This window comes from Duganella sp. CY15W (assembly GCF_009857555.1).
Classification (GTDB): domain Bacteria; phylum Pseudomonadota; class Gammaproteobacteria; order Burkholderiales; family Burkholderiaceae_D; genus Rugamonas; species Rugamonas sacchari.
Window position 1 is genome coordinate 233,824 of the sequence record NZ_WWCQ01000005.1, and the last position, 12,605, is coordinate 246,428.

10 protein-coding genes are annotated in these 12,605 nt (G+C 62.8%); 3 read left to right on the plus strand and 7 right to left on the minus strand.

Annotated features, from left to right (window positions below; translation table 11 throughout):
* Positions 1-4: 4 nt before the first annotated feature.
* The 3 genes from GTP58_RS23605 to GTP58_RS23615 are packed head-to-tail and all read right to left on the minus strand — an operon-like array spanning position 5 to position 4,319.
* A complete protein-coding gene (locus tag GTP58_RS23605) occupies positions 5-2,617 on the minus strand; it encodes an EAL domain-containing protein (RefSeq protein ID WP_161079530.1) in 2,613 nt (870 codons plus the stop codon).
* Positions 2,614-3,054 carry a phosphate ABC transporter substrate-binding protein gene (locus tag GTP58_RS23610; protein ID WP_229215719.1) on the minus strand — a complete coding sequence of 147 codons (441 nt, stop codon included), beginning with the start codon at positions 3,052-3,054 and terminating at the stop codon, positions 2,614-2,616. Before GTP58_RS23610 ends, GTP58_RS23605 begins: the two co-directional genes overlap by 4 nt.
* Positions 3,055-3,056: 2 nt before the next feature.
* Positions 3,057-4,319, minus strand: coding sequence for a hypothetical protein (locus GTP58_RS23615; RefSeq protein WP_161079531.1), 1,263 nt, complete (start codon positions 4,317-4,319; stop codon positions 3,057-3,059).
* Positions 4,320-4,652: 333 nt separating this feature from the next.
* On the opposite strand from GTP58_RS23615, the gene fur reads away from it, so the two are divergent.
* Positions 4,653-5,108, plus strand: a complete 456-nt coding sequence (gene fur / locus GTP58_RS23620) for a ferric iron uptake transcriptional regulator (RefSeq protein ID WP_072788413.1) — start codon at positions 4,653-4,655, stop codon at positions 5,106-5,108.
* On the opposite strand, the gene GTP58_RS23625 is transcribed toward fur, so the two are convergent.
* Positions 5,068-5,988, minus strand: a complete 921-nt coding sequence (locus tag GTP58_RS23625) for a LysR family transcriptional regulator (protein ID WP_161079532.1) — start codon at positions 5,986-5,988, stop codon at positions 5,068-5,070. The genes fur and GTP58_RS23625 overlap by 41 nt on opposite strands.
* Positions 5,989-6,116: 128 nt before the next feature.
* Here GTP58_RS23625 and GTP58_RS23630 point away from each other — a divergent pair, with 128 nt between their 5' ends.
* Positions 6,117-7,106: a zinc-dependent alcohol dehydrogenase family protein gene (locus tag GTP58_RS23630; RefSeq protein WP_161079533.1), complete on the plus strand. Its 990-nt coding sequence runs from the start codon at positions 6,117-6,119 to the stop codon at positions 7,104-7,106.
* Here the strand turns inward: GTP58_RS23630 and GTP58_RS23635 are convergent.
* Positions 7,096-7,764 (minus strand): FecR domain-containing protein, encoded by a 669-nt coding sequence (locus tag GTP58_RS23635; RefSeq protein ID WP_161079534.1) that lies wholly within the window; start codon positions 7,762-7,764, stop codon positions 7,096-7,098. The genes GTP58_RS23630 and GTP58_RS23635 overlap by 11 nt on opposite strands.
* A 116-nt stretch (positions 7,765-7,880) precedes the next feature.
* Here GTP58_RS23635 and GTP58_RS23640 point away from each other — a divergent pair, with 116 nt between their 5' ends.
* Positions 7,881-9,323 (plus strand): PLP-dependent aminotransferase family protein, encoded by a 1,443-nt coding sequence (locus GTP58_RS23640; protein ID WP_161079535.1) that lies wholly within the window; start codon positions 7,881-7,883, stop codon positions 9,321-9,323.
* On the opposite strand, the gene GTP58_RS23645 is transcribed toward GTP58_RS23640, so the two are convergent.
* Positions 9,316-10,236: a bestrophin family protein gene (locus GTP58_RS23645; RefSeq protein ID WP_161079536.1), complete on the minus strand. Its 921-nt coding sequence runs from the start codon at positions 10,234-10,236 to the stop codon at positions 9,316-9,318. The genes GTP58_RS23640 and GTP58_RS23645 overlap by 8 nt on opposite strands.
* Positions 10,233-12,524, minus strand: coding sequence for an FdhF/YdeP family oxidoreductase (locus tag GTP58_RS23650; protein WP_161079537.1), 2,292 nt, complete (start codon positions 12,522-12,524; stop codon positions 10,233-10,235). Before GTP58_RS23650 ends, GTP58_RS23645 begins: the two co-directional genes overlap by 4 nt.
* Positions 12,525-12,605: the final 81 nt, after the last annotated feature.

Genomic DNA, 12,605 nt, shown 5'->3' on the forward strand with positions numbered 1-12,605 from the left:
CGGCTTACGCGGCGACCGGCAGCAAGAGCCGCGTGGTTCCCGCCATGAGCATCTCGGCCAGCTGCATGGCAGGCAGCGGGCGGCTGAACAGGTAGCCCTGCATTTCGTCGCAGCCGTTCTCGCGCAGGAAGCCGCGCTGCTGCTCGGTCTCCACGCCTTCCGCGATCACGCGCAAGCGCAGGCGGTGCGCCAGTTCGATGATCGAGCTGGCTATCGCCTCGTCACCGTCGCTGCGGCCCAGATCACGCACAAAGGATTTGTCGATCTTCAGCGTGGAAATCGGGAACGACTTCAGCGCCGACAGGCTCGAATAACCCGTGCCAAAATCGTCAATCGACAGCGATACACCCATCGCCCGCAGCTCCGCCATCTTGGCCACCGCCTGCTGCAGGTCGCGCATGATGACGCCCTCCGTCACTTCCAGCTCCAGCCATTCCGGCGCCAGACCGCTGTCGTTGAGCGCGTGCTGCACACGTTCCACCAGCCGCGGATCTTCAAACTGGCGCGGCGAGACGTTGACTGAGATACGCAGCGGCGGCAGCCCCGCATCCTGCCATGCGCGATTCTGCTGGCACGCGGTACGCAGCACCCACTCGCCCAGCCCCAGTATCATGCCGCTTTCTTCCGCCAGCGGAATGAAGCGGTCCGGCCCGATCACGCCCTGCTCGGGATGCTCCCAGCGCACCAGCGCTTCCACCCCGAACACGCGGCCAGTGCGCAGATCGACCTTGGGCTGGTACAGCAAACAGAATTGGCTGGCTTCCAGCGCGCCACGCAAACCGTCCAGCAGCAACAGCTTTTCTTCGATGGATTCGTTCATTTCACGCGTGTAGAACTGGCAGTTGTTCTTGCCGGTTTCCTTGGCGCGGTACATGGCGGCGTCGGCGTTCATGAGCAGCGTTTCGGCGTCGCTGCCATCGTTCGGATACACCGAGACGCCGATGCTGCAGCTGACCTGCACGTCCTGTCCGCACACATTCACCGATTGCAGCACGGCTTCGCGCACGCGTTCCAGCACCGGTGCAGCATCCATCACCGAGCCGTATTCGGTCAGCAGCAGCACGAACTCGTCGCCGCCGAAGCGGCCCACGGTATCGCTCGCCCGCAGACAACCGGACATGCGCTCCGCCACCACCTTGAGCAGCTCATCGCCGGCATTGTGGCCCAGGCCATCGTTGACCAGCTTGAAGCCATCCAGATCGATGAACGCCACCAGCACCGAGTTGCCGTTACGCTGCGCCTGGGCGATCGTCATTTCCAGCCGGTCGGCAATCAGGCTGCGGTTCGGCAGGCCAGTCAGCGTATCGTGGTGCGCCAGATGCACCATGCGTTCCTCGGCCAGCTTGCGCTCGGAAATATCGCGCACGATGGCGACGATGCCGCCCCGCACCGCCACCACCTGCTGATGCAGCCAGCGGGCGCGCAGCTGCGGCAAGGTGCTTTGCCATTCCTGTTCGTGCACGCCGCCCTGCTGCATGACGTCGATCAGATGCCGCAGCATGCCGTTGTGGCGCGCCTCTGGAATCAGCGTGCACATGGTGGTGCTGCACAGGTGCTGCTTGCTGCAACCGGCCATTTGTGCCGCGCGCATATTGGCATCGACAATCTTGAAATCGACAATCTCGCCGTGGGCGTCGCGCACTTCGCGCATGACGAAGAAGGCATCCAGGCTGGCTGCCGATGCGGCCGCGTAGGTCTCCTGCGCGCGGCGCATGCGCGCTCGCGTGCGCGCGCCCTGCCAGGACCACAGCCACAGCAAGCCCGTAATCAATATCAGGCCGCCACTGAGCACACCGCCCTCCAGCAGCTTTTCGCGGCGCTGGCGTTCAAAGGCCGCCATCAGTTCCTGCTCTTCGAGTCCGACCAGCACGTTCAGGCCGACGCCATGCAGCGCGCGCATGCCGCTGTATTTGCCCTGGCCTTCCAGCTTCTGGCCGAAGGACATCTTGTCGCCGGAGCGCAGCGCGCGCACCACGCCATCCACGCCCACCAGACCCAGCATGCCGTGCTCACCGAGGCGGCTACGCTCATAGCTGCTGGTGAAGTAGGCAGGGTCTGTTTCAACGATGACGATGCCGGCGAAATTGCCCGCTGCATCATCCAGGCGACGTGTGAAGTGCAAATGCCATTCGCTGTTGGCGGCGTCGCGTATCGCCGGGCTGACGTAGGTCGTGCCCGTGTCGCGCTCCTGATGGAATTTGAAGTAGCCCTCATCCGCCACGGAAATCGGCAGCGCATGCGGGTTGCTCGCCACCGTCATGCCGCTGCGGTCCACGATGCTGACCACAAACACCACGCCAGGCGGCAGCAATCCTTCGCGCCCCAGCTCCGGCAAGGCGCCCAGCGTGCCCTTGCGTTCGACGGCGTACTTCAGCATGCGCAGCGTCTGGTCGATGCCGTCAAGGCTGCGCGCGACCTGCGCCTCATAAGTGCCCAGCATTTCCTGCAGCGAGTCGACAGCGGCTTCCTGCGCGTGCTGACGCTCGGCGTCGATCTCGTGGAACGTCACCACCCAGATCGCCACCAGCAGCATCAGGGCAAACAACGGCAATGACACATGCGTGTCGAGGCCACGCCGCAACCAGCGTGCCCGCAGGGTTTCTCTGGCCGAACTCATGGCATCACCTGTATGGCTTTGACGCTGGCATCCAGCGCCGTACGTTCGATATATGCGATCATGGCCGGGTTCTCGGCCACCATTCTGCGCACCGCGACGCTGTTGGGCAGTTCGCGCGGCGGCTGGCCGCGGCCCGTGAACACCATCTTGGTCCAGTAGGCTTTCATCAGCGCGGGCGTACGCGCCGCCACCTTGTTATAGAACTCGTCGCGCATGGCGTTACCAACCGGCAGGTCCAGCGCCACGGCTTCCTCGCCGCCAGGATAGCGGCCGGTTTGCGACAGGAAGATGGCGGCCACCTGCTCCGCGCGCAGCGCAGTCACAGGGCTTTTGGCCGACACGATGACGACAAAGTCCGCCGCCGGCGCCGCACCGCTCCACAGCAGCACGCACGCCAGCATCAGACAGCATCGCATTGTTGAGAATAGCTTCAGCATGGTCAGAACACAAAATCAAGCGCCGCGCTCAGCACCGAAATGGGCTGGCCGGAGCGGAAGCCCGGCTGCACGTTAATCAGCGTGCCGGTCGATCCCTGCAGCGGCTTCACACGGTCGTATTGCAGCTTGAGCGCGTAATTCGGATAGAAGTCCCAGCGCACACCGGCGCTGACGGTACGCTGGCGGGGGATCGCCGCCAGCAGCTGGTTCAGGCCCGCATTCAGCTGCGCGCCCATGGCGGCCTGCTGCGGCGGCATCTCTTTCAGGTCCAGACCAGCGACATTGGTCTCCATGTTGGCGTGCGAGGCCGAATACACGGCGTACGGCGTCACGTCGCCAACCCGGTAGCCGCCGCTCAGATAAGCAGCGGTTTTATCGCCCAGATAGGAACGCGCATTCATGCGGCCGATTTCGCCCATGACAAACCAGTTGCCCGGATCGTAGTTGAAACCCAGCGACACCACGTTGGCCCGCTTGCCCAGCAACTCGTAACGGTCAACCAGCACCTGCCCTTGCGGGCCAAACTGGCGCAAGCCGTCGAACAGTTCGCGCGCCAGATCGACGCTGAGTTCCGCCGTCATCACGCTGGCGCGCACCGTCAGCGCGCCGGACGTGGTGGTGTTCGACAAACCAGTCAGGTCGCGCGCCTGCGCATGCGCGCTCGGCGTCAGCGACAGATTGGTGTGGCCCAGCAAAGCCTGCGTCACGTTATGCACGTCGCCCACCTGCCAGCGATAAGTCGCATCGACGCCGTCGCTATTCGACAGGGGGATGGCGTCGTACACCTCCACCGGCGGCCGTACCCACGGCAGGGCGTAACCGGCCTTGCGGTAATCGCCGCTCAGGAACAGCGGCAGCGCGATGCGGCCCAGGCGCACGCTCAGATCCGGGGTCACCTTGTACTGGAGATTGGCCCACTCCACCACCGGCGCATAGCCATCGCGCAGCGTGCGTTCGGACACCAGTTGCACTACGGCCGACCACGAACTGTCCAGGTTCACGCCCAGCTGCACGCCGACGCGGCTGTCCACCGCAGGACTCCACGCGCGGCTGGCGCCGGCGTCGCCGGGATTCAGCGCATTGGAAGTGAAGTCCGCGTGCCGCTCGCTGCTATGCACCGCGCCCAGCGTACCGAAGCCGCCCAGTGTCCAGCGCTGCGGCGACTCATCGCCGTCACCCGCGACTTCGCCTGCCGCCGCTGCAGGGCAGCTCAGCATCATCACGGTCGCCAGCATGGCGCGCATAGGCGAAAAATCGACGGTCATTACATGGTTCCTGTTATCGGCATACGGCAAACACCCGTGCATGCACGCGCTCAGGCGTTGACATGGATGGTTGGCGGGCTGGGAAGAATTCAGTGCGAGGCATCTAGCTGTAGTGCCGTAGCGTAATCATACGGACCTGTTCACTTTATACTTCCCAAAAGCAACTGTCGATACTTTAGAGCAATATACCAAAAATTCTCTCCAAAAATCACACATTTCGCTGCTTTTTCGTCAATTCTGGTATCAAAAATGCACCCAATTGAATCTAGATTGCCAAGAAGTTAAATATCGGATACCATGTGAGAATAGGAATCATTATCATTCTAGAGACACATGGATATCCCACAAGAACTGCGCAAACTTGGCTTGAAAGCCACCCTGCCCCGCTTACGCATCCTCCAGCTGTTCCAGGAATCTAAGAGCAAGCACCTGAGCGCAGACGATGTTTACCGCCTGCTGCACGACGAAAATATCGATATGGGACTGGCGACGGTCTATCGCGTATTGATGCAGTTTGCCGATGCCGGCATCCTGATCCGCCGCCACTTTGAATCGGTGGCGTCGGTATTTGAATTGAACGAAGGCGGCCACCACGACCACCTGATCTGCACCAACTGCGGCCGCATGGAAGAATTCCTCGATGCCGAAATCGAACAGCGCCAGGAAGCCGTCGCGCGTGAGCGCAACTTCGTGCTGCACGAGCATTCGCTGTCGCTATACGGTTTTTGCGGCGACTGCGCCGCCAGCATCAAGCCGATGATGGGGGCCAAGAAGCTGCGGCGTTCTTGAACACCTGCTCGACAAAGTCGACAAATACCTTGATCTTGGCGGCGCGCTGGTGACGCTGCGGGTAAAGGATGGAGACGTCCGGCCCCGGCGCCTGCCACGCTTCCAGCACGGGTAGCAGCGCGCCGCTGCGCAGCTCCGCCATCAGCGACACCGACAGATGCTGGACCACACCGCCGCCCTGCACCGCCATGCCGATCAGCGAATCCACATGGTCCACGGCCACGGCGCCGCGTGGCGTGACCGTGAAGAGTTGACCATCTTGCTGAAAAGTCCACGGCCGCAGCTGGCGCGCCTTGGGGTAGACAAAATTCAGGCAAGGCAGATCGTCCAGCGTGTCCGGATGCGGCGGCTGGCCGTGCTGCGCAATGAACGCCGGTGACGCAGCGCAGACATACTGGTTTTTAAAAATGCTGCGCCCCACCAGCGAGGAATCCTGCAGCTCGCCGATGCGCAGCATGACGTCCACGCCCTCGTCCACCATATCGATCAGGCGATCGCTGGCCGTCAGGCGCACGCTGAGTTCAGGATAGGCGGCGAGAAACCGCGGCAAGGCCGGCGCCACATAACGCTGCGCCAGTATGCCCGGCATATCGACACGCAGGCTGCCGCGCGGCTCGTGCAGCGTATCGCCCAGGCCCGACTCCAGCTCTTGCATGTCATCCAGCAGACGGCGTGCCTGTTCGATGCACTGGCGGCCTTCATCGGTCAGGGACATGCTGCGCGTGGTCCGGTTCAGCAGCCGGACGCCGAAATGCGCCTCCAGCAGGGCAATCTGGTGCGTGACCGACGAGGTGGAGATGCCCAGTTTGGCGGCCGCCCGGCTGAAGCCTCCAGCATCCACCACGGCACAAAACACCTTCAGGGCATCCAGCCTATCCATCCCGCTCTCCTTTTATGGCACGCACGCCATTATTCACGATTTTGGGATACTGCATCCCGGCTTGCCCGATTTTTCTTTGCGCCGCGCTGCGACAGAATGGCTCCATCAACCAACTCACAGGAGTCATCATGCAAGCCATCGTACTCAACGCCTACGGCACACCCCTCGTTCAGCAGCATATCGCCCGCCCCGTCGCCGGTCCCGGCCAGGTGCTGGTGCGCGTGCATGCCAGCGGTGTCAATCCGCTGGACACCAAGATCGCCGCCGGCAAGGCCGATCACGCCCGCGCCGTGCTGCCGGCGGTGCTGGGCATCGACATGGCCGGCGTGGTCGACAGCGTTGGCGACGGCGTGGAAGGCTACGCTCCCGGCGACCGTGTGTACGGCATGACGGGCGGCGTCGGCGGCGTGCCAGGCTCGCTGGCCGAATACGCCGCAGTCGATGCGCGCCTGCTGGCCCACATGGCCGGCAACATGAGCATGCGCGAAGCAGCCGCGCTGCCGCTCATCTTCATCACCGCATGGGAAGGCCTGGTCGATCGCGCCCGCGTCGGCGCCGGGAAAACAGTGCTGGTGCATGGCGGTGCCGGCGGCGTCGGACACATGGCGGTCCAGCTCTCAGTTGCGCTGGGCGCGAGCGTCCATGCAACCGGCAGCGCCAGCCAGCGCGCCAGCATCGAAGCCATGGGCGCCACCTTCATCGACCGCGATACGGCAGTGGAAGACTATGTACAACAGCATACCGGCGGCGCCGGCTTCGATGTGGTCTACGACACCGTCGGTGGCACCGTGCTGGACCTGTCGTTCCGCGCCGCCCGCCGCTATCACGGCCATGTGGTGAGCTGTCTAGGCTGGGGCACCCACGCGCTGGCGCCGCTGTCCTTCCGCGCCGCGACCTATTCCGGCGTCTTCACGCTGCTGCCGCTGCTGACCGGCGAAGGCCGCGCCAATCACGGCGCCATCCTGCGTGAAGCCAGCGTGCTGGTAGCCGCCGGCAAATTGAAAGTGATGCTGGACCCGACGCGCTACACGCTGAATCCGCACAGTGTCAGCGCCGCCCACCGCGCGCTGGCCGAACGCACGGCCGGCGGCAAGGTGGTGGTGGAGATTACGGCGTAAGCGTATCGACGTCGCCGAAGGAAGCCGGCGGCGTGAACTTCATACCCGGATTGGTGAACATCTTTACCGGCCGGGTTTTATCGTTCTTGATAAAACCGAACTGGCCGGGATCGTAGCGGAACTCGCCCGCGCTGTTGACAATCGAGATGCCGCCCGCGCTGACATGCACGTGCAGGCCGAGGTCCAGTCCCGGCGAAGGGTCGGCATCGCCTTTGCCGGTCAGGTATTCAAGGAAGAAGGTGGTACCGCGGATGCCGATGGTGGCACTTGGCGTCTTCATCGCAAACTTGTCCTTGTTACGCTTGCCCAGCAGGCCGGTAATCGAACGCAGGCCACCTTTGACCAGTGTGTAAGCCGCACGATCCGCTTCCGGCTTGTCTGCATCGAAGGAAAACTGGTCGATGACCACCGTGGTGCCCGGCTTGAGCGCCAGTTCGCTGTTGTCGATAAACCGCACCAGCGCATAAGCGCCAGCGGAAGTGACCAGCGTATCCCCGCTTTCCACCTCCGATTTCTCCTGCAATGCCTTCACCACGCCGGACGGCGAGCGCGCGCTCATCGCTCCGCTGACCTGCACCACCACGCCAGCCACCTGCGCGGCCTGCGCCAGGCTGCCTACCCACAGCAGCAGCGCCGCCAGAACATACCTCATACCCATGAAACACCTGATTTAAATGTGAACGGCTGTTTATACCACGCCGCGGAATGTTCGTTCTATGAGTCGCCCGCTTGCCCCCTTATACTAGGCAGAAAATAGCCCACGAGAGAGAGACTGTGAAACTGTACGAAACCCTGGCCGCCGATATCGCCAGCCAGATCGCTCAAGGCGTGATCCGCGAAGGAGAAAAGATCCCCTCCGTGCGTCAGACCAGCCAGCATCACAATCTGAGCGTTTCGACTGTTATCCGTGCGTTCCTGCTGCTGGAAAGCCAGGGCCTGATCGAAAGCCGGCCACAATCGGGCTACTTCGTGCGGCGCAAGCCTGCCGTGCAAACCGCCGGCGCTGCCGGGGAACCACCCGCACCGGCCGAACTGGCGCGCGGCGCAACGCTGGACACCAGCGAATTTGTCCTCACCACCCTGCGCTCCATCAACCAGGGTAGCGTGCCGCTCGGCTCCCCCTATCCCGATCCTGCGGTGTTCCCGTGGGCGCGGCTGAACCAGTACGCCAACAGCCTGGCACGCCGCGTCGGCCAGATGGGCATGACGGCCGACCTGCCGCCCGGGAATCCGGAACTGATACGCCAGATCGCCCGCCGCCACCTGGAGAACGGCCTGCCCGTGGATGCGAGCGAAATCATCGTCACCACCGGCGCCACGGAAGCGCTCAACCTGTGCCTGCAAGCCGTGGCGCCGCCAGGCAGCGTGATCGCCGTGGAGTCACCCACCTACTATGCGCTGATACAGGCGATCGAGCGCATGGGCATGCAGGTGCTGGAGATTGCAACCGATCCGGTCGAGGGCATCGACCTGGCGGCGCTGGAGCGGGCCATCGTGGAAAACGGCGTGGCGGCCTGCATGGTCATGCCCAACTTCCAGAACCCGCTGGGCTTCCAGATGAGCGATGAGCGCAAGCGCGCCATGGTGGCGCTGCTGGCCAGGCATGACGTGCCGGTGATTGAAAACGATGTGTATCACGAGCTGTATTACGGCGACGCCCATCCAACTTCGCTCAAGAACTATGATACGCAAGGCCTGGTCCTGCACTGCAACTCCTTCTCTAAAACGCTGAGCCCCGCCAACCGCATAGGCTGGGCGCTGCCCGGGCGCTACAGGGCGCAGGTGGAAAAGCTGAAATTCCTGAACACGCTGAACACGCCCGCCCTGCCCCAGCTGGCCATCGCCGAATACCTGCAGAACGACGGCTACGACTACCATCTGCGCAAGGTCCGCAAGGCGTATGCGCAGCAAGCCAGCATCATGGCGTCTGCCGTGCGCCGCTTCTTCCCGGCCGGAACCAGCGTCTCGACGCCGGCCGGCGGCTATGTATTGTGGGTGAACCTGCCGGATAGCGTACGCGCGCTGGAATTGTATGCGCGCGCACAGGAGCGCGGCATCAGCGTCGGCGCCGGGAATATCTTCGCCACTGGCGACGCCTTCCAGCACTGCATCCGCCTCAATTACAGCTATCCATGGACGCCGGAAGTGGAAGCCGCCGTGCGGACACTTGGCCTACTGGCGGGAGAGCTGGTCGGGCAACCTGCCGGATCTACATGACCTTGTAGCGCTCACACGGCGCAATCTCGGCAGGCATCTCCTGGCCACATTGCTCCAGCAGCGAACGTTCGATATTGCGGGTCATGGCATTCAGCGCCAGGCAGTTTGGATCGGTGCCAAACGGTTCTGAAATCTCCTGCGCAATGGCTTCCAGCGCGAACAGCGTGTAGGCGACAAACACACATACCAGCGGTGTCGCCACGCCCAGGTCGGCTACCAGGCCAAACGGCAGCATGAAGCAATACAGATAAACAGTGCGGTGTACCAGCACGCCGTAAGCGAAGGGAATCGGCGTATTGGAGATGCGCTCGCAGCCACCGACAGCGGCGGCCAGTTCGCTCACCTGCGCGTCAAGTATCCACAACAGCGGCTCGCCTTGCCCGCGCTTGCGGCCCGCGCGCGACAGCATCAGACGGATGCGGTCCAGCAGCGCCACCGGAATGTACTGCATGCCGCGCAATTCCGCAGCTTCGGCTTTCGACAGATAGCGCCGCAGATCGGCAGCAGGATCGGTACCGCGCAGCTGGTGCGTCAAGGCGTAGACAAAAGCGATCAGGCGCCGCACGAACAGCTTGCGTTCAAAACCGTCGCCATCCTCGGGCAGGTAGTTGATGACTTGCGACGTCAAGGCCCGCGCCGCAATCAGGATACGACCCCAGATCTGGCGTGCCTCGACAAACCGCGCATAGGCGGCGTTATTGCGGAAGGCGAGAAAAATCGCCAGGCTCACGCCGACCAGCGGAAACGGTACGGTATCCAGCGGGATCTTCGCGCCGAACACGTGGCCGCCCGTAACCACGGCCAGCACACTCACCGCCAGCATCAGCAACAGCTGCGGCACAATGGTTTTCAGCACGGAGCCATCCCATACAAACAGCATCCGCAGCCAATTCGTGGACGGACGGATAATCATGATGGCACCGCAGGCATCAACAACACCGGAATCGATTTGGAGGTGGGCGTGCCGGCGCCGTCAGCCACGCTGGCCAGCGGCACCAGCGGATTGGTCTCCGGGTAGTAAGCACCGATGCAGCCGCGCGGAATATCGTACGCCACCAGCATGAAGCCGTTGGCGCGGCGCTCCACGCCGTCTTCCCACACGCTTTGCACATCCACCCAGTCGCCGGCTTTCATGCCCAGCATGTCGATGTCTTCCTGATGAATGAAGATCACCCGGCGCATGCCAAACACGCCGCGATAACGGTCGTCCAATGCGTAAATCGTGGTGTTGTACTGGTCATGGGAGCGCGTGGTCATCATCACCAGCAGCCGCTCGCCATGCTTGGCGCGCGCACGGCGGATGGGTGTATCCAGATCGATCTGGTGCGGCACGAACTGCGCTTTGCCGCTGGACGTCATCCATTCACGCTCGCGCGACGCCACCTTCAGATGGAAGCCACCCGGTTTGGCCACGCGTGCGTTGTAGTCGTAGAAATCGTCAAAGACCTTCTCGATATCGTCGCGGATGCAGGCGTAATCGTCGCGGTACGCATTCCAGGCCAGCTTGTGCCGCGTGCCCAGCGTCGCCTCCGCCATATACGACACGATGGCGATTTCGGACAGCAGCTCCGGCGAAGCGGGTTTGTTCAGGCCATACGAAATGTGCACCATGCTCATCGAGTCTTCCACGGTTACGCCCTGCGGCACGCCGTTCTGCGTGTCGATTTCGGTACGCCCCAGCGTCGGCAGGATCAGCGCTTTGCGGCCGTGGATCAAATGGCTGCGATTCAGCTTGGTGGCGATATGCACCGTCAGCTCACACGATTGCAGCGCCTTGAAGGTCAGCGGCGTATCCGGCGTCGCCATGGCGAAATTGCCGCCCAGGCCAATGAAGACCTTGACCTTCCCTTCCATCATGGCGGCAATGGTCGCCACCACGTCATGGCCATGATGACGCGGCTGCGCGAAACCAAACACCTGCTCCATGCGGTCGAGGAAAGCCGCCGTCGGCTGTTCCTCTATCCCCATGGTGCGGTCGCCCTGCACATTGGAATGGCCGCGCACAGGACACAAGCCCGCACCACGCTTGCCGATCTGGCCACGCATCATCATCAGATTGGACAGCATCTGTACCGTCGGCACCGAATGCTTATGCTGCGTCAGTCCCATGCCCCAGGTGGCAATCACGCGTTCGCCTCTGATGTAAATGTCGGTCAGTTGCTCGATCTGCGCGCGCGGCACGCCTGACTCTTCCAGCAGCAGCGGCCAGCGCTCGGCGCGCAGGTCGCGTGCAAAGGCCTGGAAGCCGGTGGTATGGGCAGTGATGAAATCCAGGTCCAGCAAGCGCGGTGCACCGATCAATACCGCCTGATCGTCCAGTTCCAGCAAGCGCTTGGCCATGGCCTTGATGAGGGCGAAATCGCCGCCCAGCCGGGGTTGCACGAACATGGAGCTGATCGGCGTGCTGGACATGGTCAGCATTTCAAGCGGATGCTGCGGGCTGGTGAAACGCTCCAGTCCACGCTCGCGCAAGGGATTGATCGAGACGATGGTGGCGCCGCGCCGCGCGCATTCGCGCAACTCGCCCAGCATGCGCGGGTGATTGGTGGCCGGATTCTGGCCGAAGATCAGCAGCGTATCGGCATGTTCAAAATCGTCCAGCGTCACCGTACCCTTGCCGATGCCCACCGTGCCTGGCAAGCCACGGCTGGTCGCCTCGTGGCACATATTGGAACAGTCGGGAAAATTATTGGTGCCGTAAGCCCGCACGAACAGCTGGTACAGGAAAGCCGCCTCGTTGCTGGCGCGGCCGGAAGTATAGAACGCCGCCTGGTCTGGATCGTCGAGCACATTGAGTTCATCGGCAATGCACTGGAAGGCGTCGTGCCAGGCAATCGGCTGGTACTTGTCGGTGGCCGCATCGTAGACCATCGGATGCGTCAGGCGGCCGTGCTGTTCCAGCTCGTAGTCCGATTGTTCCAGCAACTGGGCGACCGTGTGTGCGGCAAAGAACGCCGGCGTTACACGCTTGCTGGTCGATTCCGCGGCGACCGCCTTGACGCCGTTCTCGCAGAATTCAAAGGTCGATGCATGCTCGCGGTCCGGCCATGCGCAACCGGGACAGTCAAAACCATCCGGCTGGTTTTGCGCAAACAGGGATTTGTAGTTGACGCCACTCACGCGCTCCTTGAGCAGGTTGATGGCGACATATTTCAGCGCGCCCCAGCCGGCGGCGGGATGATGATAGGGTTTAATGGCCATGCTGATACTCCTTATATCGACATGGCCAGCATAGCGCCGGCTCACATCGGGGAAGGAGTACAGTCTGTAGCTGTGCCGGGG

What these genes read in the sequence shown, in the direction of transcription:
- GTP58_RS23605 (WP_161079530.1), bottom strand. Translation starts at nt 2,617, where the DNA reads ATGAGTTCGGCCAGAGAAACCCTGCGGGCACGCTGGTTGCGGCGTGGC.
- GTP58_RS23610 (WP_229215719.1), bottom strand. Translation starts at nt 3,054, where the DNA reads ATGCTGAAGCTATTCTCAACAATGCGATGCTGTCTGATGCTGGCGTGC.
- GTP58_RS23615 (WP_161079531.1), bottom strand. Translation starts at nt 4,319, where the DNA reads ATGACCGTCGATTTTTCGCCTATGCGCGCCATGCTGGCGACCGTGATG.
- fur (WP_072788413.1), top strand. Translation starts at nt 4,653, where the DNA reads ATGGATATCCCACAAGAACTGCGCAAACTTGGCTTGAAAGCCACCCTG.
- GTP58_RS23625 (WP_161079532.1), bottom strand. Translation starts at nt 5,988, where the DNA reads ATGGATAGGCTGGATGCCCTGAAGGTGTTTTGTGCCGTGGTGGATGCT.
- GTP58_RS23630 (WP_161079533.1), top strand. Translation starts at nt 6,117, where the DNA reads ATGCAAGCCATCGTACTCAACGCCTACGGCACACCCCTCGTTCAGCAG.
- GTP58_RS23635 (WP_161079534.1), bottom strand. Translation starts at nt 7,764, where the DNA reads ATGGGTATGAGGTATGTTCTGGCGGCGCTGCTGCTGTGGGTAGGCAGC.
- GTP58_RS23645 (WP_161079536.1), bottom strand. Translation starts at nt 10,236, where the DNA reads ATGATTATCCGTCCGTCCACGAATTGGCTGCGGATGCTGTTTGTATGG.
- GTP58_RS23650 (WP_161079537.1), bottom strand. Translation starts at nt 12,524, where the DNA reads ATGGCCATTAAACCCTATCATCATCCCGCCGCCGGCTGGGGCGCGCTG.